Origin of the sequence: Micromonospora sp. NPDC049801 (assembly GCF_040656575.1) — a bacterium.
Taxonomy (GTDB): domain Bacteria; phylum Actinomycetota; class Actinomycetes; order Mycobacteriales; family Micromonosporaceae; genus Micromonospora.
The window spans coordinates 187,763-213,536 of sequence record NZ_JBFAMS010000001.1; the positions used below are offsets into that span (position 1 = coordinate 187,763).

Annotated in this window: 25 protein-coding genes; 13 read left to right on the forward strand and 12 right to left on the reverse strand. The window is 72.2% G+C overall.

Annotation, left to right across the window (positions count from 1 at the left end; all coding sequences use genetic code 11):
* Positions 1-17 precede the first annotated feature (17 nt).
* Genes AB0I89_RS00865 through AB0I89_RS00875 form a run of 3 tightly spaced genes read left to right on the forward strand, consistent with a single transcriptional unit; the run spans position 18 to position 3,834 of the window.
* The gene (locus tag AB0I89_RS00865) at positions 18-1,079 is read left to right on the forward strand and encodes a pectinesterase family protein (RefSeq protein ID WP_357118007.1); all 1,062 of its coding nucleotides are present in this window, start codon (positions 18-20) and stop codon (positions 1,077-1,079) included.
* Positions 1,076-2,542 (forward strand): cellulose binding domain-containing protein, encoded by a 1,467-nt coding sequence (locus AB0I89_RS00870; RefSeq protein ID WP_357118010.1) that lies wholly within the window; start codon positions 1,076-1,078, stop codon positions 2,540-2,542. Before AB0I89_RS00865 ends, AB0I89_RS00870 begins: the two co-directional genes overlap by 4 nt.
* Positions 2,543-2,577: 35 nt before the next feature.
* Complete coding sequence (locus AB0I89_RS00875; protein WP_357118013.1) at positions 2,578-3,834, forward strand: cellulose binding domain-containing protein; 1,257 nt, start codon at positions 2,578-2,580, stop codon at positions 3,832-3,834.
* Positions 3,835-4,022: 188 nt separating this feature from the next.
* On the opposite strand, the gene AB0I89_RS00880 is transcribed toward AB0I89_RS00875, so the two are convergent.
* Positions 4,023-4,739 carry a DUF899 family protein gene (locus AB0I89_RS00880; RefSeq protein ID WP_357118016.1) on the reverse strand — a complete coding sequence of 239 codons (717 nt, stop codon included), beginning with the start codon at positions 4,737-4,739 and terminating at the stop codon, positions 4,023-4,025.
* 136 nt (positions 4,740-4,875) lie between these two features.
* Here AB0I89_RS00880 and AB0I89_RS00885 point away from each other — a divergent pair, with 136 nt between their 5' ends.
* Positions 4,876-5,796 carry an RNA polymerase subunit sigma-70 gene (locus AB0I89_RS00885; RefSeq protein WP_357118019.1) on the forward strand — a complete coding sequence of 307 codons (921 nt, stop codon included), beginning with the start codon at positions 4,876-4,878 and terminating at the stop codon, positions 5,794-5,796.
* 147 nt (positions 5,797-5,943) lie between these two features.
* Entirely contained in the window at positions 5,944-6,369 is a 426-nt protein-coding gene (locus tag AB0I89_RS00890; RefSeq protein WP_357118022.1) for a hypothetical protein, read from the forward strand.
* Positions 6,370-6,400: 31 nt separating this feature from the next.
* Here AB0I89_RS00890 and AB0I89_RS00895 read toward each other — a convergent pair whose 3' ends face one another.
* Positions 6,401-7,960 carry an NAD(P)/FAD-dependent oxidoreductase gene (locus tag AB0I89_RS00895; protein ID WP_357118025.1) on the reverse strand — a complete coding sequence of 520 codons (1,560 nt, stop codon included), beginning with the start codon at positions 7,958-7,960 and terminating at the stop codon, positions 6,401-6,403.
* A 157-nt stretch (positions 7,961-8,117) separates the two neighbouring features.
* On the opposite strand from AB0I89_RS00895, the gene AB0I89_RS00900 reads away from it, so the two are divergent.
* Genes AB0I89_RS00900 through AB0I89_RS00915 form a run of 4 tightly spaced genes read left to right on the forward strand, consistent with a single transcriptional unit; the run spans position 8,118 to position 10,892 of the window.
* Positions 8,118-9,335: a hypothetical protein gene (locus AB0I89_RS00900; RefSeq protein ID WP_357118027.1), complete on the forward strand. Its 1,218-nt coding sequence runs from the start codon at positions 8,118-8,120 to the stop codon at positions 9,333-9,335.
* A gap of 33 nt (positions 9,336-9,368) precedes the next feature.
* Positions 9,369-9,809 (forward strand): hypothetical protein, encoded by a 441-nt coding sequence (locus AB0I89_RS00905; protein ID WP_357118030.1) that lies wholly within the window; start codon positions 9,369-9,371, stop codon positions 9,807-9,809.
* A gap of 57 nt (positions 9,810-9,866) precedes the next feature.
* Positions 9,867-10,436, forward strand: a complete 570-nt coding sequence (locus AB0I89_RS00910) for a GNAT family protein (protein ID WP_357118033.1) — start codon at positions 9,867-9,869, stop codon at positions 10,434-10,436.
* Positions 10,437-10,478: 42 nt separating this feature from the next.
* Complete coding sequence (locus tag AB0I89_RS00915) at positions 10,479-10,892, forward strand: type II toxin-antitoxin system prevent-host-death family antitoxin (RefSeq protein ID WP_357118037.1); 414 nt, start codon at positions 10,479-10,481, stop codon at positions 10,890-10,892.
* 212 nt (positions 10,893-11,104) lie between these two features.
* Here the strand turns inward: AB0I89_RS00915 and AB0I89_RS00920 are convergent, their stop codons facing one another.
* The 5 genes from AB0I89_RS00920 to AB0I89_RS00940 all read right to left on the reverse strand — a co-directional run bounded on the left by AB0I89_RS00920 (position 11,105) and on the right by AB0I89_RS00940 (position 14,804).
* Positions 11,105-12,172: an ABC transporter ATP-binding protein gene (locus tag AB0I89_RS00920; RefSeq protein WP_357119402.1), complete on the reverse strand. Its 1,068-nt coding sequence runs from the start codon at positions 12,170-12,172 to the stop codon at positions 11,105-11,107.
* A gap of 56 nt (positions 12,173-12,228) precedes the next feature.
* A complete protein-coding gene (gene modB / locus AB0I89_RS00925) occupies positions 12,229-13,044 on the reverse strand; it encodes a molybdate ABC transporter permease subunit (RefSeq protein ID WP_357118041.1) in 816 nt (271 codons plus the stop codon).
* On the reverse strand, positions 13,041-13,841 hold the full coding sequence (gene modA, locus AB0I89_RS00930; protein WP_357118044.1) for a molybdate ABC transporter substrate-binding protein: 801 nt from the start codon (positions 13,839-13,841) through the stop codon (positions 13,041-13,043). The genes modB and modA overlap by 4 nt, the downstream gene beginning before the upstream one ends.
* Entirely contained in the window at positions 13,838-14,263 is a 426-nt protein-coding gene (locus AB0I89_RS00935) for a TOBE domain-containing protein (protein ID WP_357118047.1), read from the reverse strand. Before AB0I89_RS00935 ends, modA begins: the two co-directional genes overlap by 4 nt.
* 97 nt (positions 14,264-14,360) lie before the next feature.
* A complete protein-coding gene (locus AB0I89_RS00940; RefSeq protein ID WP_357118050.1) occupies positions 14,361-14,804 on the reverse strand; it encodes a helix-turn-helix domain-containing protein in 444 nt (147 codons plus the stop codon).
* Between the two features lie 142 nt (positions 14,805-14,946).
* Here AB0I89_RS00940 and AB0I89_RS00945 point away from each other — a divergent pair, with 142 nt between their 5' ends.
* Positions 14,947-15,813, forward strand: coding sequence for an aldo/keto reductase family oxidoreductase (locus AB0I89_RS00945; RefSeq protein ID WP_357118053.1), 867 nt, complete (start codon positions 14,947-14,949; stop codon positions 15,811-15,813).
* 1 nt (position 15,814) lies between these two features.
* Here the strand turns inward: AB0I89_RS00945 and smpB are convergent, their stop codons facing one another.
* Entirely contained in the window at positions 15,815-16,309 is a 495-nt protein-coding gene (gene smpB, locus AB0I89_RS00950; RefSeq protein ID WP_357118056.1) for an SsrA-binding protein SmpB, read from the reverse strand.
* A gap of 25 nt (positions 16,310-16,334) precedes the next feature.
* Positions 16,335-18,587 (reverse strand): hypothetical protein, encoded by a 2,253-nt coding sequence (locus AB0I89_RS00955; protein WP_357118059.1) that lies wholly within the window; start codon positions 18,585-18,587, stop codon positions 16,335-16,337.
* A gap of 146 nt (positions 18,588-18,733) precedes the next feature.
* Here AB0I89_RS00955 and AB0I89_RS00960 point away from each other — a divergent pair, with 146 nt between their 5' ends.
* From AB0I89_RS00960 to AB0I89_RS00970, 3 genes are all read left to right on the forward strand, one after another.
* Complete coding sequence (locus AB0I89_RS00960) at positions 18,734-20,392, forward strand: FAD-dependent oxidoreductase (protein WP_357118062.1); 1,659 nt, start codon at positions 18,734-18,736, stop codon at positions 20,390-20,392.
* Entirely contained in the window at positions 20,389-21,828 is a 1,440-nt protein-coding gene (locus tag AB0I89_RS00965; protein ID WP_357118065.1) for an ATP-binding protein, read from the forward strand. Before AB0I89_RS00960 ends, AB0I89_RS00965 begins: the two co-directional genes overlap by 4 nt.
* 93 nt (positions 21,829-21,921) lie before the next feature.
* On the forward strand, positions 21,922-23,865 hold the full coding sequence (locus tag AB0I89_RS00970; RefSeq protein ID WP_357119405.1) for an ABC transporter ATP-binding protein: 1,944 nt from the start codon (positions 21,922-21,924) through the stop codon (positions 23,863-23,865).
* 340 nt (positions 23,866-24,205) lie between these two features.
* Here the strand turns inward: AB0I89_RS00970 and AB0I89_RS00975 are convergent, their stop codons facing one another.
* The 3 genes from AB0I89_RS00975 to AB0I89_RS00985 are packed head-to-tail and all read right to left on the reverse strand — an operon-like array spanning position 24,206 to position 25,747.
* A complete protein-coding gene (locus AB0I89_RS00975) occupies positions 24,206-24,715 on the reverse strand; it encodes an NUDIX domain-containing protein (protein ID WP_357118068.1) in 510 nt (169 codons plus the stop codon).
* Between the two features lie 28 nt (positions 24,716-24,743).
* A complete protein-coding gene (locus AB0I89_RS00980; RefSeq protein WP_357118071.1) occupies positions 24,744-25,382 on the reverse strand; it encodes an SRPBCC family protein in 639 nt (212 codons plus the stop codon).
* Positions 25,382-25,747 carry a metalloregulator ArsR/SmtB family transcription factor gene (locus AB0I89_RS00985; RefSeq protein WP_357118074.1) on the reverse strand — a complete coding sequence of 122 codons (366 nt, stop codon included), beginning with the start codon at positions 25,745-25,747 and terminating at the stop codon, positions 25,382-25,384. The genes AB0I89_RS00980 and AB0I89_RS00985 overlap by 1 nt, the downstream gene beginning before the upstream one ends.
* Positions 25,748-25,774: the final 27 nt, after the last annotated feature.

Consider the following 25,774-nt stretch of genomic DNA (forward strand, 5'->3'; position numbering starts at 1 on the left):
GGGATCGGAGAACGCTTATGACCACGTCCGGCAGGGTGCTTGGGCTGCGCACGGTGGCGGTGCTGACGGGGTGCGCCCTCGCCACCGCGGTCCCGGTGGCCGCGTCCGCGTCCGCGTCCGCGACGACCATCACCGTGGCCGCCGACGGCAGCGGCACCTACACGACCGTGCAGGCGGCGATCGACAGTGTCGCGGCGAACAACGGCGTGCCGGTCACCATCACCATCAAACCCGGCACCTACCGGGGCGTGGTCACCATTCCCGCCAACAAGCCCTACCTCACCCTGGTCGGCGCCGGCAGTTCCGCCGCCCAGGTGGTGATCGTCGACGGGCATGCCTCCGGCCAGACCAAGCCCGGTGGCGGTACGTACGGCACGTCCGGCAGCGCCTCGGTCTTCGTCAACGCCAACGACACCACGATCAGGAACCTGACCATGTCGAACGACTTCGACGAGGCCGCCAACACTCTCGACGCCGAGCAGGCCGTCGCTGTCAACACCTCGGGCGACCGGGTGCAGTTCGACAACGTCCGCGTTCTCGGCAACCAGGACACCCTGCTGGTCAACGCGCCCAGTGTCAGCTCGGTCCGGCGTCTCTACGTCCGAAACTCCTACGTGGAGGGTGACGTCGACTTCATCTTCGGGCGGGGCACCATGGTCTTCCAGAACGGCACCGTGCACTCGCTGACGCGGGGCTCGTCGTCGAACAACGGCTACCTCACCGCCGCGGCCACCGACATCAACAACAAGTTCGGCTTCCTGTTCTGGGGAACCACCCTGACCAGCAACGCTCCCGCCAGGACCGTCTACCTGGGCCGGCCCTGGCACCCCAGCGGCGACGTGAACGCCCGCGGTCAGGTCCTCTACCGGGGCGTCACGATGGGCGCGCACATCCGCACCGACCCGTGGACCGACATGTCCGGCTTCTCGTGGCGGAACGCCCGGTTCGCCGAGTACGGCAGCACCGGGCCCGGGGCCGTCATCAACGCCAACCGGCCGCAGATGAGCGCCTCCACCGCCACCCAGTACACACCCACCGCCTACCTGGCGGGTACCGACGGCTGGAACCCGATCCGATGACGACGATCCGTTCCCTGCGTAGCGCGGCCCTCATCGCGGTCGCCGCCGGGGTGCTCGCCGCCGGCCTGCCGGTGCTCAGCGCCCAGGCCGCGGCCGGCGACGGCACGCCGGCCGACTCGAACATCAGCTTCGTCGGCCGGTGGAACAGGACGAACGCCTCGGCCTACGTGCCCTACTGGGCCGGCGCGTACCTGCGCGTCGGGTTCACCGGCAGAACGGTGAAGCTCCGGCAGCGCAACACCATCCAACTCTGGGCGAGCATCGACGGTGGGGCGTTCACCTCCTTCACCGGCTCCGGCACGATCAACCTGACGCCGACCGCGCTGGCGGCCGGCAGTCACACGCTGATCGTCAGCTACCGGCAGGTGGCCGGCTCCTACACCGGTGACGCGGTCTTCCAGGGGTTGATCCTCGACTCCGGCGCGCGCACCTTCGCGCCACCGACCCGCCCCAAGCTGGTCGAGTTCGTCGGCGACTCGATCACCGCCGGGGCCACGAGCAGTCAACTCGCCGTGACGGACTACGGCTTCAAGGTCGGTGAGCGGCTCGGCTACGACCACACGCAGATCGCGATCGGTGGCATGTGTCTGGCCGAGACTACCGATGGGTGCTGGGCGCAGGAGACGCGCTACTGGATGTCCTCCGGTGGCCAGGTCGGCACCGACCCGTGGGACTTCTCCCGCTACACCGCCGACGGCGTGGTGATCAACCTGGGGACCAACGACAAGAGCCACGGCGTGAGCGCGGCCGCCTTCCAGACGGCGTACACCACCTTCCTGACAAGGATCCGGGCCAGGTTCCCGAACGCCAAGCTCTTCGCCATGCGGACGTTCATCGGTCGGTACGCGACGGAGACGGAGGCGGCGGTGCGGGCGCGCAACGCCGCGGGCGACGCCAACGTGTTCTACCTGGACACCACCGGCTGGCTGCCGTCGGGGGGCCTGAGCGACTCGGTGCACCCGAACGACGCCGGCCACCAGGCCATCACCGACCGGCTGGCCCCGATCCTCAGCGCACGACTGAACACGACCCCGGCCCCGACGACGCCGCCCCCCACGACGCCCGCGCCGACCACGCCGCCCCCCACGACGCCCGCGCCGACCACGCCGCCGCCGACGACGCCCGCGCCGACGCCTTCCGCGGGCGCGGCCTGCGCGGTCACCTACCGCAAGACCGGTGACTGGGGTACGGGCGCCCAGTTCGACGTGACGCTCAACAACACCTCCACCGTCGGAATCAACGGGTGGACACTGACCTGGTCGCTGCCGGGCAGTCAGCGGATCACGCAGTCCTGGAATGCCACGGTCACCCAGTCCGGCGCCGCGGCCACGGCGGTGAACGTCGCCTGGAACACGGTGATCCCGGCCGCCGGTTCGACCAGCTTCGGATTCATCACCGACAGCCCGCTCGGCGGAGCGACCGGCTTCGCCCTCAACGGCTCCCCGTGCGCCGCCGTCACGTGATGGCGAGCGCCTCCGATCGAGGCAGGAGTAAACCGATGACGGTTCGCCGATCGCGTCTCGTGGTTCTGGCGGCAACGGTCCTGACCGTCGTGGCCGGTGGGCTCGGCATCGCCACCGCCCAGGCCGCCACCCCGGCGTGCGCTGTCGACTACCGGGTCACCAGCCAGTGGACCGGCGGGTTCGGCGCGGATGTCGTCGTCACCAACCTCGGTGACGCGGTGACCAGTTGGAGCCTGGCGTGGAGCTTCGCTCCCGGGCAGGGCGTGACGCAGGCGTGGAACGCCACCCTCACGGTCACCGGCTCGGCGGCCACCGCCACCAACGTGAGCTACAACGGTGCCGTCGGCACCGGCGCGTCGGTCAACTTCGGCTTCACCGGCTCGTGGAGCGGCAGCAACCCGGTGCCGTCGTCGTTCTCGTTCAACGGCACCACCTGTGCCGGTCCACCGGCAGTGACGCCCACCGCGCCGACGCCGTCGCCCACCGCGCCGTCGCCGACATCGACGCCATCCCCGGCGCCGACACCCTGCACCGGCCCGAGCACGCCGCCGGCCAGCCCCTCCACGTCACCGACGCCCGCGCCGACCAAGGTGTGGATGGCGGGCGACTCCACGATGATGAACGCCAGTTCCTGTCCGATCGGCTGGGGCAGCCAGTTCGCGTCCTACCTCACGTCCAACGTCACCGTGCAGAACAGCGCCGTCGGCGGTCGCAGCATCCAGACCTGGCTGTACGAGGGCAATGTGACCTCCACCAAGAACTCGGCCGGCGAGTGCGCGCTCAGCTCGACCGCCTACAGCGCGCGATGGTCGGCGATGCTGGACAGCGGCAGTGGCTTCAAGGCCGGGGACTACCTGATCATCCAGTTCGGCATCAACGACGGTGACTCGGCCTGCCCGCGACACGTCGGCGCCAACCGCTTCAAGGAACTGCTCGGCGTGATGGCGACGGCCGCCAAGGCCAGAGGGGTGAAGCCGATCTTCGTCACCCCGGTCGCGGCGATCACCTGCAGCGGCAACACCGCCGTCGGCAATCGCGGTTTCGTCACCGAGACGACGGCCGCGGCCGCCGCCAACGGTGTACCGGTCATCGACCTGCACGCCAGGAGCGTGGCGCTCTACAACTCGCTCCGGTTGTGCCCGAACAACGGTGACTACTCGACGGGCGCGGTGGGCGCGTTCTTCTGCAACGACCACACCCACTTCGAGACCGCCGGGGCCAGACAGATCGCCGGCCTGGTCGCCACCGCCCTGCGGGCGCAGAACATCCCACTCGCTGCCTACCTGAGATGACAGCCACCGCTTTGCTGATCGGGCCGGCGCGGTGGCCGGATCACGCCTAGGGCCTGTTTCATAAGAACTGGTCGGCCTGCGGCGGGCCCGGACGACGCCCGGCGGCGTCGAGGTGTTCCTCACGATGGGCAGGATGCCCGAGCAGCAGGTCGACACCGCGGTCGACCCGAGCATGATCACCTCGATCATCAGGTCGTCACCGCTGGCGTAACGCCGGGGCGTGACCATTGCGCGGTGGGGCGGCCGTTGAGACGCCACGGGTGCCCGGTGACCCGCGGCCAGCCTTCCGGCGAGTTCTCCCAGTTCTCCTGCCGGCCGTACACGGTGAGGTCCAGCGCGTGGTAGGTGGTCATCAACGCCTCCACGCCCCGCCCGGTGGTCCAGTAGGTCTCGTAGACGTTGTCGCCGTCGCGCAGGTAGCAGGCGATGAACCCGAAGTCACGACCGTCGGCCAGAGCCGGGTCGGAGTCTCTCGCCGAATACCAGGGGAACGGGTAGCCCATGAACTCCGCGAACGGGGCACTTTCGTCGTAGGGGCCCTGGCAGAACACGGCGTAGGTGACGTCCCGAGCGTGCAGGTAGTCCAGCGTCTGCATGTGACAGGTCGAGAAGGTGCACCCCTCACACTGGTGCTCGTACGGCTTGTCGTCGTGCCACATGTGGAAGTAGGCGATGAGCATCCGGCGGCCCTCGAAGACCTCCACCAGCGGGGTGTCCCCGCCGGGACCCTGGACCGTCACCGTCGGCATCAAGGTCATCGGCAGCTGACGGCGAGCGGCTGCGATCGCGTCCCCTTCGCGGGTATGGGCCTTCTCCCGGACCAGCAGTTCGTCGCGCTCGCGCAGCCAGGTCTCCCGGTCGACGACCGGGGGCGCGGCGGCGCTGAAGGCGGGGGTTGCCGTCATGGCGTTCTCCTTAGTAGGTGAGGATCGGTTACAGGTACAGACGACCGAGTCGGCGATCGTCATCGGCGACCGATGACGGATGGGGTCTGCGGTCGTCAGTACAGTGGTGAGGATCATTCAGCCCCGGGGAAATCAGATGTCCGACTCGACCGACGAGCAGGCGGTCTGGCTGCAGCGCGCCTTCGACGAGCACCGGCGCGAGCTACACGTGCACTGCTACCGCCTCGCCGGGAACGTCACCGACGCGGACGACCTGGTGCAGGAGACATTCCTGCGTGCCTGGCGGGCTCGCGACCGCTTCGAGGGTCGGGCGTCGGCGCGCACCTGGTTCTACCGGATCGCCACGAACGTCTTCCTCGACAGCCGCAAGGCGGCCGGTCACCGGACGGTACCGTCCGGGGATCCGCTGGAGTGGTCCACCGAGCTCGGTCCCTATCCGGACGCCCTGCTGGCCGACGATCCGCAGACCGGTCTCGCCGCCCGGGAGACCGTCGAGCTGGCCCTGATAGCCGCGCTCATGTACCTGCCGCCACGGCAGCGGGCGGCCTTCGTACTGCGCGACGTCCACGGCTGGACGCCGCCGGAGATCGCCGCCGCGCTCGACACCGCCGTGGCGGCCGTCAACAGCCTCCTCCAGCGGGCCCGCCACACCCTCCGCGGGCGCGCTCCGTCGGACCCACAGGACTGGCGCCGCCCGCAGCTCACCAGCGAGGACGAAGAGATCCTGCGCCGCTACGCCAACGCGAAGGACCCGGAGACGATCCGGTCACTGCTCGCCGAGGACGTACGGATTACGATGCCGCCCGAGCCGCCGGTCGTCGGGATCGACGCGGCCGCCGAGTTCCTCGGCCGACCGCTCGACTGGCGTACGTTCCCCACCTCGGCCAACGGGCGCCCGGCGCTGATCAACTATCTCCGCCGGCCCGGCAGCCCGCACTACGAGGCGTTGGTCGTCGACGTACTCCGGATCGAGAACGGGAAGATCGTAGAGAGCAACGCCTTCATCGGTGCCCGTCACGTCGCCGCCTTCAGCATGCCCGCCACACTCGAGCCCTAGGTGTTCTGTCCAGAGAGGTTGGGGACGCGGCTGGCGGGTGGGCCGCCCTCATGATGTGCCACCGTCCACATCGGCTTCAACGACGGCCCGACTGCTATCGTCCAGCACCGGAATGACGATCATGGTGGATGTGGGGAGTTGACGGGGATGCGTGGGAAGCCGAGCACGCGGTTGGCGGGTGCCCTGGTCATGGTGCCGACGACAGTGGCCCTCGTTCTGGTCGGCACCGCCTCGGCGGCGTCGGCGGCCACGGGCACGCCGAGCGGTGCGCCGCCGGCGGCCAACGATGTCGACGTGTGGTGCGTGTCGACGACCGGCGCCAAGGCGTGCTTCGCCGCGTACGGGGACCGGGTCTGGGTGAAGGACACCAAGGCGAATGGCGCGCCCGCCGCCGGCACGATCCAGGGACCGGACTGGAGCCGGCAGTGCATCAACAGCAGCGGCGCGGACGCCGGCTGGGTCATGTGCAACTTCGACGTGCCGGAGTACGACGAGGGCCTGCTGTGGGCGGTCAACAACCCGTTCATCGGCAACGAGAGCAGCACGGAGATCTACACCAGCGGCCCGATCTGACGCCGGCGTTCGCGTAACGAGCCCCGGTCCGTCAGACCAGCGGCGCCTGCGCGGATCGGCCGCCGTCGCCGGCCGCGCGGACGCCCTCGGGAGCGGTGATCGGGGCGGTGATGATCCGGCTCGGCAGCACCGGCGCGTCCCGACCCGTGCCCCGGAGCGCGCCGCCGGTGGTCGACTGTTCGTGGTAGTCCTGCTCCACGTTGACCGACCAGATGTCGTGGGCGCTGCCGGTGACGATGTTCTCCACGGTCAACATCGCGGTGAGCATCGAGTGGTCCTGGTTGTTGTAGCGGTGCATGCCGTTGCGTCCCACCGGGTGCACGTTCGGCACGGCCTCGGCCAGCCACGCCCGGATCACGTCCACGTTGTGCTGGTAGCGCTCGTCGTACACCGGATAGGCCTTCGGCATGCGCACGACGTAGCCGGCCTCGACCACCCCCGGGCGGACCAGGCCCAACCGCTGCAGCTCCGCGGTCGCGAGGGCCACCAGGTCGGCATCGGCGGTACGCCACATCTCGTCGTCCTCGAAGACGAAGTACTCCAGGCCCAGGCAGGTGCGCCCGTCCTTGACGAGGTACGGCGACCAGGAGCCGAAGTTCTGGATCCGGCCCACCCGCACCGCGGGATCGTGCACGTAGATCCAGTTGTCGGGGAACGAGAACTCGGCCGGCACCACCAGGGCGACGGTCAGGAAGTCGCGGTAGCGCAGGTCGGCGGCGCAGGCCAGCACGTGCGGGGGCGCCGGCGGGCGCAGCGCGGCGACCAACTCCGAGATCGGCATCGACGAGATCACGTCGTCGGCCGGCTCGGTACGCTGCCCGCCCGCGCCGTTGACCGTCACGCTGATCGCCCGGCGTCGCTTCGGGTCGCGGTGCACGGCGGTCACCCAGGTACCGGTCGACACCTCCCCGCCGCGCTGGCGTACCTGGTCGGCGCAGCGTTCCCACATCATCCCCGGCCCGTACTTCGGGTACTGGAACTCCTCGATCAGGCTGGTCACGTCGGTGCGGCGGCGTCCGGGCAGCACCGCGTTGCGGATCGCCGTGGCCAGCGACAGGTTCTTGATCCGCTGCGCGGCCCAGTCGGCCCGCAGCCGGTCCGCGGGCATCCCCCAGACCTTCTCGGTGTACGTCTTGAAGAAGATCGAGTACAGCCGCCAGCCGAACCGGGCCGACACCCAGCCCTCGAAGTGCGACTGGTCGCGAGGTGGGCGAACCCGCGCCCGGGCGTACGAGGCGAGGCACCGCACCGCCTCCGGCAGACCCAGGTTGCGCAGCGCGTTCGACGCGCTCAGCGGGTAGTTGAACAGGGCGCCCCGGTAGAAGATCCGACTCATCCGGGGCCGGGTCAGGAAGTCCTCGTCGGGCAGGATCTCGTGCCAGAACGCCTCCACCCGGGGGACCTTGGTGAAGAACCGGTGTCCGCCGATGTCGAAGCGCCACCCGTCGCGTTCCACGGTCCGGCTGATCCCGCCGACCACCTCATCGGCCTCGAAGACCTGGACCGGCCGCCCGTGCCGGAGCAACTCGTACGCCGCCGTGAGCCCCGCCGGCCCCGCGCCGATGACCACCGTGCCGTGTTGCTCGCTCATGCCGCCGTACTCCCTGTTGCTGGTCGAGGCGGCCCGCGTACCCGTTATGACCGGGATGTCACCTCTGGTCCTGGTGGGTTTCTCCTCCGGCGAGGTCTGCCGGGGCGTACAACGGGGAGGGCGGCGGGCGGTTCGGCGGACCGGGGGAGCGGGGCGGATGCACCGGTGGCGGGGCGGCCGGCGGCGCGCGACGGCGCTGGTCCAGGCGGGCGCGCGACTGGTCCGCCGGGTGCCGCCTCCCTGGCCGTACCTGATCGGGCTCTTTCTCGGCGCGAAGCTGCTGCTGACCCTGCTCGGCCTCCTGGTCCTGCACGCCTGGGACGGCATCCCCGGGGCGCCACCGCCGGACGATGCGCTGATGTGGGCGCAGCAGCGGGAGATCTCCGGGCACCGGTGGATCTCCTTCTGGTTCGCCTGGGACGCGCTGCTCTACCTGCGGCTGAGCGAGCTGCCGCTGACCGGGCGACCGTGGGGGGACTTCGGCTTTCCACTGCTCTACCCCTTCCTCGCCCGGCCGGTCGGCGCGCTGCTGGGCGGCGACAACGCGCTGGCCCTGCTGTTGATCAGCAATGTCGCGTTCCTGGGCGTCCTCGGGTACGGCTACCGGCTGGCCGAGCTGCTGTTCGCCGACGCCGACGCGGCTCGTCGATTCACCCGCTACCTGGTGCTCCTGCCGACGGCGTTCCTGTTCCAGGCCGCGCTGACCGAGTCGCTGTTCGTCTGCCTCGCGCTGGCCGCCTTCTACTACGCCGAGCGTCGCCGGTGGCTGGTGGTCGGCGTGGTCGGCTACTTCCTGGCGATGAGCCGGTCTCTCGGACTGCTCGTCGTCCTGCCGTTGGCGCTCGTGCTGCTGCGCCAGCACGACTGGCGGCTCGGTCCGCGTGCCCTGCTCGGATACCTGCGGACCGGCTGGCCGTTACTGCTGCTGCCCGCCGGATGGTTCACCTTCATGGCGTTCTGCAAATGGCGGGGCGGGGACTGGTTCGCCTACCAGCACGCCCAGAAGGCCGGCTGGGGGATCGAGACGCAGAACCCGCTTCCGGTGGTCCTGGGCGGGCTCACCGGCGAGCCGCGCGACGCCGCCCGGGTCCTGTTCGCCCTGGTCGTGTTGGCCGTCCTGGCCGCCGGGTTCCGCCGTCGGGAGCTGCCCTACCTGGTCTACGGCGTGCTGATGGTGGTGGTGCCGCTGTCGCTGGGCCCCGCCGTCTACAAGAGCCTGCTGCGCTACCTGCTCGCCGCGTTCCCGGTGGCCCTCGTGCTGGCCAGCTGGGCCCGCCGGGCGAGCGTCGACGGGTGGCTGACGGCGGCGCTCGCCCTCGTGCAGGGCGCGCTGTTCGTGCTCTGGCTCACCTACTGGACCCACATGATCATCTGATTGGACGGACGTCGGTCGGGGCAGGATGAGGCGATGACCGAGCCACGGGTACGCCTCGACGACCTGGGCGCCTGGCTGATCAAGGGCAACGCGGACACCGTCGACCTCGCCGCCCGCTTCGCCCGCGAACCCCTGGTGACGAGCTGGTGCGTACGCCCCGGCTACCGCGCCCGGCTGATGCGGACCGGGCAGCCCGTGGTGTTCTGGGCCAGTGGCAGCCGCGCCCGCCTGCCGTACGGGGTGTGGGGCGTCGGCCGGGTCACCGGGCCGGCCGAGCCGGGGCCACCGGGGCGACCCTGGTCGGTGCCCGTGGAGCTGCCCATCCTCGCCGAGCCGGACCGGGTGCCCCGAGGCGTGTTGCGCGCCGACGACCGGCTCGCCGCTCTGGAGGTGCTCCGACAGCCGCAGGCGGCCAACCCCTCGTACCTGACGGTGGCCCAGTTCGCCGCCCTGCGGACGCACCTGCCGGTCTAGCACCGGCGACCCTGTGCGAGCCTGGTACCCGTCGTCGCCAACTTCGGGGGAGGCCCGGTGTTCGCCCTGGCGCTGAACGAGGATGTCGAGCTGCGCGCGTTGGACCCCTGGCGGGCCGAGGAGTTCCTCGCCCATCTCGACCGGGCGCGGGATCACATAAGTCCCTGGGTGGCGCCGTCCTTCGTCGCCACCGACCTGCCGTCGGCCCGGGCCGTGTTGCAGCGCTACGCCGACCGCTGGGCGGCCGACGCCGGCGGCATCTGGGGCCTGTGGTGGCGCGGCACGCTGGTCGGCGGGGTGATGTTCGTGTCGTTCGACGTCACGGTGGGCCTGTGCGAGGTCGGCTGCTGGGTGGAGCCGGCGGCGCAGGGCCAGGGCTTCGTCGCCCCCGCGATTCGGCGGGTCGTCGACTGGGCGGTGCGGGAGCGCGGCATCCACCGCGTCGAGTGGCGGACGAACGCCGCAAACGTCCGCAGCATCGCCCTGGCCCGCCGGCTGGGCCTGCGCCACGACGGCACCCTGCGTCAGGTCTACCCGGGCCTGGACGGTCGCATCGACCTGGAGATCTGGTCGGTGCTGGCCGACGAGTGGCGGGCCGCGTCCGTGCCACCACCCACCGTCCACTGACGACGACGGATTTCTGTCGTACCCGGGCGGCAGCATGCATTCATGGCCATCCCCGCGCTCACCCCGCATCCCGACCCGCCGCGCTCCGTGCCGCTGCGCGAGGCGCGCACCCGGTTCAGCCAGCTCGTCGCGTTGGCCGAGCTGACCGACGCGGTCACCGTCGTCACCCGCGACGGCGATCCCCGCCCGGTCGCCGCGATCGTTCCCGCCGCCGCGGCCCGCAGCGCCGCCCAGGCCCGCGCCGACGCCGACCGGCTCGCCGCGGTCACCGCCGGGTGGGCCCGCCGCCTCGACGAGCAGCACCGTCGCAGCAGCCAACGGCACGCCGCCGAGCTGGGCGCGGTCCGCGCGGTGCTGGCGGAGGTGTGGGCCGAGCTGGACCGCCGGGTCGTCCCGGGCAGCGACCCGACGCTGGCCCGGCTGCGCGCCGCGCACGCCGACCTGCTGGCCGACTGACCTCCGCTTACCGGGGCCGGTGGCGACTCGCGCCCGGTCCGGCCTGGCCCTGCGCACCGTGCGGCGGCGGCTCGCGCCCGGTCCGGCGGCGGCTCACGCCCGGTCCGGCGTCGGCCTGGGCGCCGTGCGGCGGTGGCCGCACACGGTCCGGCCTCGCCCTGTACACCCCGAGGCCGGCAGAGCGGGCACGGTCCGTTCGTCGTGCGGCGGGGTCAGCTCGTCGCCGGGTAGGCGTGGGTCTCGGTCGCCTTGACCGCCACCCAGATCCGTTGGCCCGGGATCAGCCGGAGCTGGGCCGCCGCGGCCGGCGTGACGTCGGCGGCCACGCCGACCGGTCCGTCCACCTGCACCCGCACGTTGTCGCCGTGGCGCTGGACGCCGCTCACCGTGCCCGCCCACGTGTTGCGGGGGCTGCCGTCAGGTCGCGACGGGTGCAGGGCCACCGCCGCCGGGCGGAACGCCACGAACGCGTCGCCGTCGAGCCGGTCGGCCACGCTCAGGGTCAACTCCGGCGCGACACGTACGCCGTGGCCCTCGGCCCGACCCCGGTAGAGATTCAGCCCGACCAGCCGTGCCACGTAGTCGGTGCGCGGGCGGGCCGTGACGCTCGGGCCGTCGCCCTCCTGGACGACGCGCCCGCCCTCGACGATGACCAGGCGGTCGGCCAGCGCCAACGCGTCCAGCGGATCGTGGGTGACCAGCACCGTCGCACCCGGGTGCGCGGCCAGGTGGCGGTGCAGTTGCGCGCGGGTCTCCAGGCGGGTACGGGCATCCAGGGCGGCCAGCGGCTCGTCGAGCAGCAGCAGCGACGGTCCGACGGCCAGCGCGCGGGCCAGCGCCACCCGCTGCGCCTGCCCGCCGGAGAGCTGGCGGGGCTTCCGGTGCGCCTGGTCGGCGAGGCCCACCCGGTCGAGCCAGCTCCGCGCGGTGGCCCGTGCCGCCCGCCGGTCAATGCCGTGCCGGCGCGGCCCGAACGCCACGTTGTCCAACGCGTCGAGGTGCGGAAACAGCAGGTAGTCCTGGAAGACCACGCCGATCGGCCGGCGCTCGGTGGGCACCCAGCCCCGGCTCGCCGGCCGGTCCAGGTCGACACCGTCGAGGGTGACGTGCCCGGCGGTGAGCGGGTGCAGCCCGGCCAGGGCGCGCAGCGCGGTGGTCTTGCCGGCCCCGTTGGGCCCGAGCAGCGCGACGACCTCACCCGGTGCGACCCGCAGCGGTACGTCCAACCGGAAGGCGCCCCGGTCGACGACCAGCCGGGCATCCAACAGCGGCGTGGTCACGGGCTGGTCGTTGGGCGGCGGCGCGGTCACGGGCCTCTGGTTGGGTGGCGGCGTGGTCACGGGGCCGCCATCCAGCGGTCGCGCAGCGCGGCCAGGATGCCCACCGAGACGATCAGCAGCACCAGGCTGAGCACGATGGCCGACTCCAGGTCGGTCTCCAGCGCCAGGTAGACGGCCAACGGCATGGTCTGCGTACGCCCGGGATAGTTGCCGGCGAAGGTGATGGTGGCGCCGAACTCGCCGAGTGCCCGCGCCCAGCACAGCACCGCGCCGGCGGCGATCCCGGGTGCTACCAGCGGCAACGTGACGTGCGTGAAGGTCGTCCACCGGCTGGCCCCCAGCGTCGCGGCGGCCTCCTCGTAGCGGTGGTCGGCCGCGCGGAGCGCGCCCTCGACGGCGATGACGAGGAACGGCATGGCGACGAACGCCTCGGCCAGCACCACGCCGGCGGTCGTGAACGGCAGGGTGACGCCGAACGTGGCGTCGAGCCAGCCGCCGAGCAGCCCGCGTCGGCCGAAGACCAGCAGCAGCGCCACGCCGCCGACCACCGGCGGCAGCACCAGCGGCACGGTGACCAGGGCGCGGGCCAGCCGGCGGCCGGGGAAGTCGACCCGGGCCAGCAACCACGCCAGGGGCACCCCGAGCAGCAGGCAGAGCAACGTGGCCAGGGTCGCGGTCTGCACCGACAGGCGCAGCGCCGTCAGCGCCCCCGGCGCGGTGAGCCGCTGCGGCAGCGTCGCCCATGGCGCCCGGACCACCAGCCCGGCCAGCGGCAGGACCAGGAAGAGCAGGCCCAGCCCGGCCGGGATCAGCAACGCCGCCGGCACCCTCGAACGACGTCGCGAGGTGGTGGGCTCGCGGACCAGGCTCACGACGCCGCCTGGAACCCCGCCTCGGCGAGGACCGCCTGTGCCGGCGTCGAGCGGACGTACGCGACGAAGGCGCGCGCGCCCGCCCGATTGGGCGCGTTCTTCAGCGCGACGATCGGATAGTCGTTGATCGCCCGAGCGGACTCGGGGAACTCGACACCCGTCACGTCGGCGCTCGCGGCACGGGCGTCCGTGCGGTAGACGAGGGCCGCGTCGACCTCGCCGAGCTTGACCTTGGCCAGCGCACCCTTGACGTCCTGTTCGAGGGTGACCGGCGTCAGCGCGACGCCGGCCGCGGTCAGGGCGGTACGCGCCGCCGCGCCGCAGGGCACCTGCTCGGCGCAGAGCGCGACCTTCACGCCCGGACGGGCCAGGTCGGCGAGACCGGTCACGCCCTTCGGGTTGCCGCTGGGCACCGCGACCACCAGTTGGTTGCGGGCGAAGACGAACGGCGTGCCGTCGGCGTCACCGGCCTGCGTCACGGTCGCCATGTTCTTCGGCGCGGCCGAGGCGAAGACGTCCGCCGGAGCGCCCTGGGTGATCTGGTTGGCCAGGGCCGAGCTGCCGGCGAGGTTGAGGGTGACGGTGACGCCCGGGTTGGCGGCCTCGAAGTCCTTCGCGATGCGGGTGAACGACTCGGTCAGCGAGGCGGCGGCGAACACGGTCACCGTGCCGCTGACCCGACCGTCCCGGGTGTCACCCCCGGTCGCCGGGTCGCCGGCGCGGTCGCAGCCGGCCGTCGCCAGCACGGCCACCGCCAGCGCCAGCGCCAGCGCCACGAATCTGGCCCGAGGCCTCATCCGTTCCCCCTCGCTCCGGCCGGGGCGGTGGGCGCGGCCCGCTCCACCACCACGGTGGTCGACTTGATCACGGCGACGGCGACCGAGCCGACCCGCAGGTCGAGCTCGTCGACCGCCTCCCGGCTCATCAGCGACACCACCCGGAACGGGCCGGCCTGGATGTCGACCTGGGCCATCACGGTGTCCTTGCGGACGTCGACGACGATGCCGCGCAGCCGGTTGCGCGCCGAGGAGAACTCGGCGCCCGCGTCCGGGTCGGCGGCCTGCGCCCGGGCGAACGCCGCGAGGTCGACGCCGTCGATGATCCGGTGGCCGTGCTCGTCACGCCCGGCGGGCAGCCGCCCGGCGTCCACCCAGCGGCGGATCGTGTCGGCGCTGACGCCGAGAAGGTCGGCCGCCGCGCCGATCCGGAAGGTCGTCACCGGAAAACCATAGCCGCCGCATCTGCGAGGAAGAAGAGCCAAACAGGGCCGATTCTGCGTACGCGTGCGCGGTTCTCGGTCGCAGTTGCGATAGGGCTCAGCTGGCCCGGGTGTCGTACGTCGCGCGGTTGGCGAACACGTCGTCCATGTGGGTCTCGGCCCAGGCCTTCAGGCCCCGCACCACCTCGTGCAGGGAGAGGCCCAGGTCGGTGAGCTCGTAGGTGACCGTGACGGGCACGGTCGGCTCCACGGTGCGCGTGATCAGACCGTCCCGCTCCAGCGAGCGCAGTGTCTGCGTGAGCATCTTCTGGCTGACACCGGCGAGCTGGCGCGACAGTTCCGAGTAGCGCATCGGCCGGGGTTCGCCGGCACAGTCGGCACCGGACTGCGGCGAGCCTGCGCCGCGGAGCGCGGCCAGCACCAACGTGACCCACTTGTCCGCGATCCGGTCGAGCAGCTTGCGGCTCGGGCACTGCGCCAGGAACGCGTCGTACTCCGACTTGGCCTGCGCCCTCTTCTGGGCCGCCGTCGCCGTCGCCATCGCCCTGCTCCTTCCTGGGGGTGAGTTACGCACTTCGAGGTGCCTACTTTCCATCAGGAAGTTACCCCCTGATAGTTGGTTCCGGTAACAGTGCGGCACCGGCGCCCCGCGCGGTGCGATGCGAAAGTCAGAGGTAGCGAAGATGGCTTCCCACTCTCTCCCCGGCGGCACCTTCCGGCTGGGCGACCTGGACGTCACCCGGTTCGGCTACGGCGCGATGCAGCTCGCCGGCCCCTGGGTCATGGGACCGCCGGCCGACCGGGACGGCGCGCTCGCCGTGCTTCGCGAGGCCGTCGAACTGGGCGTCACCCACATCGACACCGCCGAGGCGTACGGGCCGCACGTCACCAACGAGCTGATCCGGGAGGCGCTGCACCCGTACCCCGAGTCGCTGCACATCGTGACCAAGGTCGGCGCGATCCGCGACGAACAGGGCGGTTGGCCCACTGCCCGCGACCCGCAGAGCCTGCGCCGGGCTGTCCACGAGAACCTCCAGACGCTCGGCCTCGAACTGCTCGACCTGGTGAACCTGCGGCTCGGCAATGCCGAGGGCCCCGAACCCGGGCCGGTGGCGGAGGCGCTCGACGCGCTCGTGGACCTTCAGCGGCAGGGCCTGATCCGGCACCTCGGGGTGAGCAACGCGACGCCGGAGCAGGTCGCCGAGGCGCAGTCGATCGCGCCGATCGTGTGCGTGCAGAACATGTACAACCTCGCGCACCGCCAGGACGACAAGATGATCGACGCGCTCGCCGACCAGGGCGTCGCCTACGTGCCGTTCTTTCCGTTGGGCGGCTTCAGCCCGTTGCAGTCCGCCGTCCTCTCGGCCGTCGCCACGCGGCTGAAGGCGACACCGATGTCCGTCGCCCTCGCCTGGCTGCTGCGGCGGTCGCCGAACATCCTGCTGATCCCCGGCACGTCGTCCGTGGCACACCTGCGCGAGAACATCACGGGCGCGGCCCTCGTCCTGTCCGACGACGACCTCGTCGAGCTGGACACGATCGGACGCTGACTCAGGAGTTGGGGCGGGGATGGCCCTTGAGGTGTCTGCCCAGCTCCCGGGCGATCTCGCGGTTGGCGTCGCGCTCGGCGAGGGACTGCCGCTTGTCGTACGTGCGCTTGCCCTTGGCCAGGGCCAGTTCGACCTTGGCCCACCCGTTGTCGAAGTACATCGACAGCGGCACCAGCGTCACCCCGCCCTCGCGGACCTTTTCCAGGATCTTGCCGATCTCGGAGCGGTGCAGCAGCAGCTTGCGGTTACGGCGGGGCGCGTGGTTGGTCCAGGTGCCGTAGCGGTACTCGGCGATGTGCAGCCCGTACAGCATGATCTCGCCGTCGCGCTCGTGCGCGAACGCGTCCACGAGCGATGCCCGCCCCTCGCGCAGCGACTTCACCTCGGTGCCGACCAGCACGATGCCCGCCTCGTACGTGCGCAGCACGGTGTACTCGTGTCGCGCCTTCTTGTTCGAGGCGATGAGTCGGCGTTCGGGCTTGCGGGACGGGCTCACCCGGCGACGATATCCGGCCGCCGCCTCAGTCTCCCGTCCGGCGCTCGGCACGCAGCCGCGCGGTCAGGTCCCGTACCGCCTGCCCGAACTCCTCCTGCGACTCGCACGGCAGGTGAGCGAGGATGGGTGGCGGCACGCTGTCGCTGGGCGGGGGCACGAGCCCCTGCGGGTCGGTCAACCGGCGGTCCACCGCCGCCTCCGGCCCGGTCGACGGCCCGGTGTCCCCGCACCGGTGCGGGGCGAAGATCCACCCACCGATCGGGTCGGTGTCGCGCCACAGGTTGACCCAGCGCCAGCCGATGCGCTCGCCGATGTCCCGGAGCGACCCCGGGTTGACGTAGGCGGGGAACAGCCGCGAGTACAGCCGACTCAGCGGTGACCCGTAGGTCAGCAGGGCGACCCGGTCGGTGACCCGCCGTGGCAGTTGCAGCAGCGTGGCCGTGAGCAGCACCGATCCGTGACTGTGCCCCGCCAGCAGGACGCCCTCGCCCTGGTCCACGAGGTAGGTGATCCGCTTGGCCAACTCGGGCACCGCCCGCTCCGCGTAACAGGGTGGCGCGAAGGGATGCGCTCCCCGGGGCCAGAAGGTGCCCAGGTCCCACAGGACGCCCACGTACCGGCGGAACCCGGCCGTCCGGTAGGCGAAGAACCCACCGATCACGAGCCCGATCAGGATCGCGGCGATCGCGTAGTTGCCCGCCCCGATGAAAAAGTTGACGAAGCTGTCGGGCACACCGAGGTACGCCTGGAACAGGTCGCCGGGATAGAGCTGCAACAGGCCGAGCAGGCTGGTGGCCAGCCCAATCGCGGCGAATGCGGCGTAGACCACGGCGAGGGGTTCCACGCGTTCGGTGAACCGGGCCCGGGCGACCGCCTGCTCGACCCGTCGCAGCCGCGTCGCCGCCTCCGGCGGCGCGTCCGGGTAGTCGGCGGCCACGATCGCCCGCGCGGCCCGCCACCGGCTGGCGCGGGTCGCGACCGTGACCAGCACGCCCACCAGCACCGCCGCGGCCACCGCCAGGAAAAACCCGAAGATCGCCCATTTGTACGCCAGCGGCGGGCCGAACGCGAACCGGCTGACGTGCCGCCCGTCGCGGTCCAACACGTCCGCCACGCGGTAGACCAACTCGGCGGAGAACGCGACCGCGAGTCCGGCGGCGACCGTGACGAAGACCGGCGCGCCCAGCGCGCGCAGCCGCGGGAGCCGTTGTCCGTCGGCACGCCGTCCGCCGCCGCGCGCCCAGAGCGCCGTCGCCGCGAGGATGACCAGCAGGAAGGTCTGGCTGACGAACAACCAGGCCACGGTGGCGCTGTACCCGGGCAGCATCTCGCTGTGCGGCCAGGGCTCGCCACTGGCCAGGGTGTACGCGATCACCAGGATCGTCAGGCCGCAGGCGATCGTACGGAGCCCGCGCGTGACGCTCTCCAGCCCGGGCACGAAGCTGGTTCGGTCCATGCCACTCACCTGGGTCAGCAGGACCAGGCAGGCGAGCAGCATGACGCCCGTAGCCACCGCCAGCGCCACCCGCACCCACGAGGAGTTCTCGCTGTCCCAGGCGGCCAGCAGGCTGCCGTCCAGCGTGGCGAACGCGGCCGCGACGTGCACGGAGCGCAGCCGTCCCACCACCGGCGTCCCGTCCCACTGGCCGACCGCGCTCAACTGCGACACGGACGTCTCCTGGACCGCCCTGGTGCGGAAGGCGTCGAACGAGTGGCTCGGCCGAGCGGACAGCCGCCACACGATCCCGATGGCGGCGACCGGCACCAGGGCCAGCACGCCCAGGCGTACGCCGGGCGAACGCCCGCCGAGCCAGGACAGCCAGTTGCGTCCGTCCAGGCAGCTCGGCGTGCCCATGCACCGCCAGGCGACGAGGTCCACCGCCACCCCGACGATGGTGAGCACGTAGAGCATCGTGAGGGTGAGTGCGAGCACCCGACCCAACGCGACGAGGGCGTGCTTCGCCGAATCGTTGGCGGGGCGCATCCAGAGCGCCACGTTGCAGAGCATGAACGGCAACAGGAACACCAGCGACAGCGTCCGTACGGCCGTGCCGGAGGGCAGGTCGTTCCAGCGGTACGCCTCCAGCGTCACCCCGTCCGTGCCGGTCGAGTCCGGGTAGCCCGGACGGGGGCGGTAGAACCCGCCGCTGCGGTCGCCGGCCACCTGGTGCACGAACGGCCGGTTGAGCACCCGGTCAGCGCCCGCCCCCGAGACGCCGTGCACCCGCAGCTCCACGATCCGACCCGTCTCCGGTCCGGTCGGCGACGCATCCGCCATGGGCCCCCCGAGGTGTGTGACAGCCGGCGGGACGCGGCGCCGGCCGCCCGCGGCGGTGCCGCTTACCCGCCCCGCGCCGGATCACGCCTCGCGGCGCTGCCCACCGGTGGTGCGGAGCGGCCCGGCGAGGTGGTTCTATTGGCGCCATGGCAAACCCGGTGATCCTGACCGTCGACGACGATCCCGCGGTGTCCCGGGCGGTGGCCCGGGACATCCGGCGCCGCTACGGCGACCGCTACCGGGTGCTGCGCGCCGCCTCCGGACCGGAGGCGTTGGACGCGCTGCGGGAGGTCAAGTTACGCGGCGAGCAGGTGGCGCTGCTGCTGGCCGACCACCGGATGCCGGAGATGACCGGCGTCGAGTTCCTCGAGGCCGCCATGGACATCTTCCCGGCGGCCCGCCGGGTGCTGCTCACCGCGTACGCGGACACCGACGCCGCGATCGAGGCGATCAACGTGGTGGACCTGGATCACTACCTGCTCAAGCCGTGGCACCCGCCGGAGGAGAAGCTGTACCCGGTCGTCGACGGGCTCCTGGAGGCCTGGTCGGTGACCCCGGACGCCACGAGCGCCGAGATCCGCGTGGTCGGGCACCGCTGGTCGGCGCCGTCGTTCAAGATCCGTGACTTCCTGGCCCGCAACCTCGTGCCGTACCGCTGGTTGCTCTCGGACGACCCGGAGGGCGCCCGGCTGCTCGACGCGGCCGGGGCCACCGAGGCGGACGTACCCCTGGTGGTGACCGCCGAGGGCAAGGCGCTGGTGGCCCCCAGCGAGGCCGAGCTGGCCGCGTTGGCCGGGCTGACCGTGGTGCCCGCGTCCGACTTCTACGACCTCGTGGTGATCGGCGGCGGCCCGGCGGGCCTGGGCTCGGCCGTGTACGGCGCGTCCGAGGGGCTGCGGACCGTGCTCGTCGAGCGGCGGGCGACCGGCGGGCAGGCCGGGCAGAGCAGCCGGATCGAGAACTACCTGGGCTTCCCGGACGGCGTCTCCGGCGCGCAGTTGACCGACCGGGCCCGCCGGCAGGCGGTGAAGTTCGGCGCGGAGCTGCTCAGCGCCCGCGAGGTGGTCGGCCTGAGCGAGGCCGGCGGCGCGCGGCTGCTGCGCTTCGGCGACGGCAGCGAGATCGCCGCGCACACGGTGGTGTTGGCGACCGGCGTGTCGTACCGGGTGCTCGACGCTCCCGGGCTGGCCGACTTCACCGGTCGGGGGGTGTTCTACGGCGCGGCCGCCACCGAGGCGCCGAGCTGCGTCGACCAGGACGTCTACATCGTGGGCGGGGCCAACTCGGCCGGCCAGGCGGCGGTGCACTTCTCCCGGTACGCCGCGCGCGTCCACCTGCTGATCCGCGGCGCGGACCTGACGGCCTCGATGTCGAGCTACCTCATCGACCAGTTGGCGCGCATCGACCGGATCACCGTGCACCCGCACACCGCCGTGGTCGGCGCGGCCGGCGACGACCACCTGGAACGGCTCACCCTCTGCGACACCCGCACCGGGGAGAGTCGCACGGTCGACACCTCCTGGTTGTTCATCTTCATCGGCGCCGAACCCCGCACCGACTGGCTGGACGGCGTGCTCGTGCGGGACGGTCGGGGCTTCATCGTCACCGGCCCGGATCTGCTGGCCGGTGGGCGACGCCCGGCCGGCTGGTCGTTGTCCCGCGACCCGTACCACCTGGAGACCAGCCTGCCGGGGGTCTTCGCCGCCGGTGACGTCCGCGCCGAGTCGGTCAAGCGGGTCGCCTCGGCAGTCGGCGAGGGCGCGATGGCCGTGTCGCTCGTGCACCGCTACCTGGAGGCCCAATGACCAGCCAGTCCGATCGGCTGACCCCGGCACAGCTACGTGAGCTGTTCCTGTTCGAGGCCCTCGACGACGCGCAGCTCGACTGGCTGAGCGAGCACGGCCGCGTGGAGCAGCGCGCCGGCGGCACCCTCGTGTACGGCGAGGGCGAGGCCGCCACCTGCTTCTTCGTGCTGCTGCGCGGTGCGGTGGCGCTGAGCCGGCAGGTCCGTGGCGACGACGTCGAGGTCAGCCGCACCGACCAGCGCGGCGTGTACGGCGGGGCCACCCAGGCGTACCTGGGCGACCAGGTCGAGCAGACGTACCGCAACAGCCTGCGCGCGCTCGTCGACGCCGACTTCTTCGTGCTGCCGGCGGAGGACTTCGCGCACGCCCTGCGGTCCTGGTTCCCGATGCCGATGCACCTGTTGGAGGGGCTGTTCTTCGGCATGCGGGACAGCCAGACCATCGTGGGCGAGCGGGAGCGGCTGCTGGCGCTCGGCTCGCTCTCGGCGGGGCTGACCCACGAGCTGAACAATCCGGCCGCCGCGGCGGTGCGGGCCACGTCGGTGTTGCGGGACCGGGTCGCGGGGATGCGGCACAAGCTCGCGATGATCGCCGACGGGCGGCTCGACGGGCGGGCGCTGCACGGGCTGGTCGCGTTGCAGGAGGAGGCGGTGGCCCGGGTGGCGACCGCGCCGAAGCTGACCCCGGTCGCCACCGCCGACGCCGAGGACATCCTCACCGACTGGCTGGAGGACCACGGTGTGGGTGGCGCGTGGGACCTGGCGCCGATCCTGGTCGCCGGGGGCCTGGACGCGGCGTGGCTCGCCCAGGTGAAGGCGGCCGTCGGGCCGGCGGACCTGGAGGCCGCGGTGCGGTGGCTGTCGTACACGGTCGACACCGAACTGTTGATGCGCGAGATCGGCGACGCGGTGACCCGGATCTCGGGTCTGGTGGGCGCGGCCAAGCAGTACTCCCAGCTCGATCGCGCGCCGCACCGGGTCGTGGACGTGCACGATCTGCTGGACGCGACGCTCGTCATGTTCAAGGGCAAGATCCCGGCGGAGGTCAAACTCGTCCGCGAGTACGACCGGAGCCTGCCGCCGATCCCGGCGTACGCGGCGGAGCTGAACCAGGTGTGGACCAACCTCGTCGACAACGCGCTGGGCGCGATGGGGGAGAAGGGCGTGCTGACCGTCCGCACCGGACGGGTCGGCGACCTGTTGGCGGTGGAGATCACCGACACCGGTCCCGGTATCCCGCCGGAGGTGCGCCCGCGCATCTTCGAGCCGTTCTTCACCACGAAGCCGGTCGGGGCGGGCACCGGACTGGGACTGGACATCTCGTACCGGATCGTGGTCAACAAGCACCACGGCGACATCCGGGTGGAGACCGAGCCGGGGCACACCACCTTCCGGGTCCTGCTGCCGATCACCGAGGACGTGGCCGCGTTGCCCTGACACGCCGACTACCTAGAGACATCGAGCGGTTGCGGGCAGTAGTCTCGGGCGGCGTCCGTGCTTCCCGCCCCCCGAGGAGCTTCCGTGGACTCGATGGCCCGCCCGCGTACCGCGACCCACGATGACCAGCCGATCGATCCCCCCGACGACAGCTCCGTGCTGCCGGAGCTGGAGGACGCCGTCTGGATGCACCACGCGCACACCTTCGCGCACACCAGCTTCTGGGCGGTGGCCCGCCGGCTGCCGAGGCTGGTCCGTGAGGCGGTAGCCCTGGCCTGGGCCACCAACCGCACGGACACGGTCGCCTCCATCGGCCTGAACGTCGCCGCCGGGGTGATGACCACCTTCGGCCTGCTCGCCACGACCGGCGTACTGCGGGAACTCTTCGCCGCCGGGCCCACCCCGGACCGGGTGCGCGCCGCCCTGCCGGCGCTGATCGTGGCCGCGACGGCGATCTCGGCGCGCGGCGGCCTGACGATCGCCGCCGGTTGGGCCCAGGCCCGGCTCACCCCACAGATCAACTACCAGGTGGAGCTGCGGCTGTTCGAGGCCACCACGGCGGTGGACCTGGCCGCGTTCGACGACGCCGGGTTCGCCGAGGAGATGGACCGCGTCCGCGACCGGGGAATGGGCGAGGCGGCGTGGATCGTCGACCACACCGTCAACCTGGTCACCGGCGTCGTCGGGATGCTCGCCACCGCCGTCGCGGTGACCGTCATCCAGCCGCTGCTGCTGCCGTGCCTGCTGCTCGCTGCGGTGCCCCAGGCGATCACGGCCGTGCGGATGGCCCGCCGGGAGTACCTGGCGATGCTCGCCCGGATCACCCGACGGCGGCGGATGTGGATGCTCGCCCACCTGATGGCCAACCGGCACACCGCCGCCGAGGTGCGCGCCTATCAGATGCGCGAGTTCCTGCTCGCCGAGTACCGGGGTGTGATGGCCGTCGAGACCCGCGCCCAACTGCGGCTGGTCCGCTCGCAGACCGGCACCCGTGTCGCCGGCGCCACCGTGGCGGGCCTGGCCACCTTCGGCGTGTACGCGGTGCTCGGTGGCCTGCTGCTCGCCGGCATGGTCGCCCTCGCCGCCGCGGCCACCGCCCTGCTCGCCCTCCAGTCCGCCCGGACCAGCCTGGGCGTCGCGGTCGTCGCCACCAACTCGCTGTACGAGGACGCCCTCTACTACCAGGACTACCGGGACTTCCTCACCCGGGCGCAGGGCCGGGTGCCCGTCGGCGGCAGCCGGACGGCCGACGGCGTCGAGGCGATCGACCTGCACGAGGTGAGCCTGCGTTACCCCGACACCGACGCCCCTGCGGTCGACCGGGTCAGTCTGACGATCCGGCGCGGCGAGGTGATCGCGCTGGTCGGTGAGAACGGCTCCGGCAAGACCACCCTCGCCAAGCTGATCGCCGGTCTCTACCAGCCGACCGGCGGGACGATCCGCTGGGACGGCGTCGACGCCGCCGAGCTGGATCCGCGCGCGCTCGGCGCACAGGTCGCGGTGATGACGCAGGAGTACTGGAAGTTCCCGTTCACGGCCGGTCAGAACATCAGGGTGGGCCGGCACGACCGTACGCCCGAGCGGCCCGGCCCCACCGTGCGGGAGGCGGCCGACGCGGCCGCCGCCCACGACATGATCGAGGGCCTGCCGCACGGCTACGACACCCTGCTCGACCGGGAGTTCAAGAACGGCCACGAGCTGTCCGGCGGACAGTGGCAGCGGCTGGTCGCCGCGCGTGGCCTCTACCGGGACGCCGCCCTGCTGATCTGCGACGAGCCGTCGGCGGCTCTGGACGCCCGCGCCGAACACGCCCTGTTCCAGCACCTGCGTCGCCGGCCCGACCGGGCGGTCGTCCTGATCACCCACCGGCTGGCCAACGTCCGGCACGCCGACCGGATCTTCGTCATGGATCAGGGCCGTCTCGTACAGCAGGGCAACCACGACGAGCTGATGGCGGCCGGGGGCCTCTACCGCGAGCTGTTCGAGCTACAGGCCAGCGGCTACCGCGCCCACACCGGCGAAGCCCACCGCCCCTGATCCCCGCCCGCCGCCCGCCGCCCGCCGCCCCCGCCCCGCCCGTCGCCCCTGCCCCGCCCGTCGCCCCCGCGATCTTGCACTTTCGGTTGTCGAATTCGGTGGGGATGCGCCCGATGTCGCCGCATAAAGTGCAAGATCGCCGGCCGGCCGGCCGGCGGGGTGGGTGGGCTGGGCTGGCGGTTCTGTGGGAGCCGCGGCGCGGCGGGGGTCGGGGTGAGCCTCGGCTCGGGCTTGATCCACTCGGGTTCAAGGAACCCGGGGCGTCTCGCCGCGGAGGACGGCCCCACATCACCGAACCCGAGTGGATCATCGCGGCGGGGGCCGGGCCCGGGGGTCGTGGTCAGGCCTGGTTGGTGAGGACGTCGGCCAGGACGCGGGTGTGGGTGGAGAACGCCAACTGGACCGGGTCGGTGAGGACCAACCACTCGGTCGCCTCCTCGGTGGGCCGCGACGGCGGCAGATCCTCGGCGTCCCGCTCCGGCAGCATCCCGAAGATCATCATGGTGCCGCCCTGTGGTGCGCCCCGTACGGCGAGGAGCCGGGCGTCGGCGGCGTCCGCGACCAGCCCGGTCTCCTCCCACAGCTCACGCACCAGCGCGTCGGACCACTCCTCGCCGTACTCGATGAAACCGCCGGGCAGCGCGAGCAGCCCGCGGGCCGGCTCGATGGCCCGGCGGACGACCACCACGCCGAGGCCCTCGGCCGTGCGGACCGGGAGCACCGCCACCGCGACGGGCAAAGGGTTGCGCCAGACGGTCTCGCCGCAGGCCGCGCAGACCCGCGGCCAGCCGGCCGCCGCGGGGTAGGCGGCGCCGCAGTAGGAGCAGTGCGAGTACGGCGTACCGGTCATGCCGCAGCACGTTACCCGCCGGCCGCGCTCATTCGATTGGCGTGCCGGTGTAGAAGGCGGTGGTGCGTTCGGCGGCGGCCTTGGCCTCGTCGGGGTCGGTGCCGGCGGCGATGCTTGCCTCGCCCCACAGGTGGCTGCTCAGCTCCATGGCCCGTCGACCCTGGGCGGAGGCGACCCACTCGGCGCTGTCCTCGGGTCGCACGCCGACGCCGCCGGAGAGGTACGTGGCGAGGCCGAGCAGGCCCAGGTCCCAGCCGACGCCGACGGCCCCCGGTCCGAACTGGGCCCACCGGTCCTGGTCGACGTGCGCGATGTGGTCCAGGTCCAGGCGGGCCTGATCGTCGCCCACCGGCGTGACCCGCACCTCGATCCAGCTCACCTCGCCGCCCATCTCCCAGGTGGCGGTGAAGCGGTGCGGGGGCTCGCAGGTCTCGACGGTGCCGTGCGCGTTGCCCTCGAGCTGGTACGTGCCGTGCAGCCGCAGGTCGCCGCTGATCGGCAGGAACCAGCGGGGGATGCGCTCGGCGTTGGTGCAGGCGTCCCACAGGTCCTCGGCCGTCGCCTGGTAGGTCTGGCTGATCGTGGTCACCCGGGCCTCGCCGGCGGCCAGCGTGCGGCTGCCGACCTGTCGCTGGACGGCGTTGATCTGCTCGGTGGCGTCGAACATCAGGTGTTCCTCTCGTCGGGTGGGTCGGCGGGCCCGCGTAGGCGCCGCTCGCGTCGGCCCCGGGCCAGCTCGGTGGCGAGCGCCGCCAGGGGTGGCGCCCAGAAGCGGCGGAAGTGCTCCAGCCAGCCGTCCACCTCGCGCAACGGGCGCGGGTCGACCGCGTAGAGCCGCCGGGCGCCGTCCGGACGCACGGTGGCGAAGCCGTTGTCCCGCAACACCTTGAGGTGCTGGGACACGGCGGGCTGGGAGATGCCGAACTCGTCGCGGATGACCGCGTTCACCGCGCCGGCGCTCTGCTCGCCGTCGGCGAGCAGTTCCAGGATGCGGCGCCGGACCGGATCGCCCAGCACGTCGAAGGCGTGCACGGCGACAGTTGTATCACTCCTGACTTA

Bases quoted from the DNA above. Each gene is read 5' to 3' on its own strand.
- AB0I89_RS00890 (WP_357118022.1), top strand. From the start codon at position 5,944: ATGCGTGGGAAGCCGAGCACGCGGTTGGCGGGTGCCCTGGTCATGGTG.
- AB0I89_RS00960 (WP_357118062.1), top strand. From the start codon at position 18,734: ATGGCAAACCCGGTGATCCTGACCGTCGACGACGATCCCGCGGTGTCC.
- AB0I89_RS00880 (WP_357118016.1), bottom strand. From the start codon at position 4,739: ATGACGGCAACCCCCGCCTTCAGCGCCGCCGCGCCCCCGGTCGTCGAC.
- AB0I89_RS00915 (WP_357118037.1), top strand. From the start codon at position 10,479: ATGGCCATCCCCGCGCTCACCCCGCATCCCGACCCGCCGCGCTCCGTG.
- AB0I89_RS00955 (WP_357118059.1), bottom strand. From the start codon at position 18,587: ATGGCGGATGCGTCGCCGACCGGACCGGAGACGGGTCGGATCGTGGAG.
- AB0I89_RS00900 (WP_357118027.1), top strand. From the start codon at position 8,118: ATGCACCGGTGGCGGGGCGGCCGGCGGCGCGCGACGGCGCTGGTCCAG.
- AB0I89_RS00905 (WP_357118030.1), top strand. From the start codon at position 9,369: ATGACCGAGCCACGGGTACGCCTCGACGACCTGGGCGCCTGGCTGATC.
- AB0I89_RS00975 (WP_357118068.1), bottom strand. From the start codon at position 24,715: ATGACCGGTACGCCGTACTCGCACTGCTCCTACTGCGGCGCCGCCTAC.
- AB0I89_RS00895 (WP_357118025.1), bottom strand. From the start codon at position 7,960: ATGAGCGAGCAACACGGCACGGTGGTCATCGGCGCGGGGCCGGCGGGG.
- AB0I89_RS00980 (WP_357118071.1), bottom strand. From the start codon at position 25,382: ATGTTCGACGCCACCGAGCAGATCAACGCCGTCCAGCGACAGGTCGGC.
- AB0I89_RS00870 (WP_357118010.1), top strand. From the start codon at position 1,076: ATGACGACGATCCGTTCCCTGCGTAGCGCGGCCCTCATCGCGGTCGCC.
- AB0I89_RS00940 (WP_357118050.1), bottom strand. From the start codon at position 14,804: ATGGCGACGGCGACGGCGGCCCAGAAGAGGGCGCAGGCCAAGTCGGAG.
- AB0I89_RS00875 (WP_357118013.1), top strand. From the start codon at position 2,578: ATGACGGTTCGCCGATCGCGTCTCGTGGTTCTGGCGGCAACGGTCCTG.
- AB0I89_RS00965 (WP_357118065.1), top strand. From the start codon at position 20,389: ATGACCAGCCAGTCCGATCGGCTGACCCCGGCACAGCTACGTGAGCTG.
- AB0I89_RS00885 (WP_357118019.1), top strand. From the start codon at position 4,876: ATGTCCGACTCGACCGACGAGCAGGCGGTCTGGCTGCAGCGCGCCTTC.
- AB0I89_RS00970 (WP_357119405.1), top strand. From the start codon at position 21,922: ATGGCCCGCCCGCGTACCGCGACCCACGATGACCAGCCGATCGATCCC.
- AB0I89_RS00865 (WP_357118007.1), top strand. From the start codon at position 18: ATGACCACGTCCGGCAGGGTGCTTGGGCTGCGCACGGTGGCGGTGCTG.
- AB0I89_RS00945 (WP_357118053.1), top strand. From the start codon at position 14,947: ATGGCTTCCCACTCTCTCCCCGGCGGCACCTTCCGGCTGGGCGACCTG.
- modA (WP_357118044.1), bottom strand. From the start codon at position 13,841: ATGAGGCCTCGGGCCAGATTCGTGGCGCTGGCGCTGGCGCTGGCGGTG.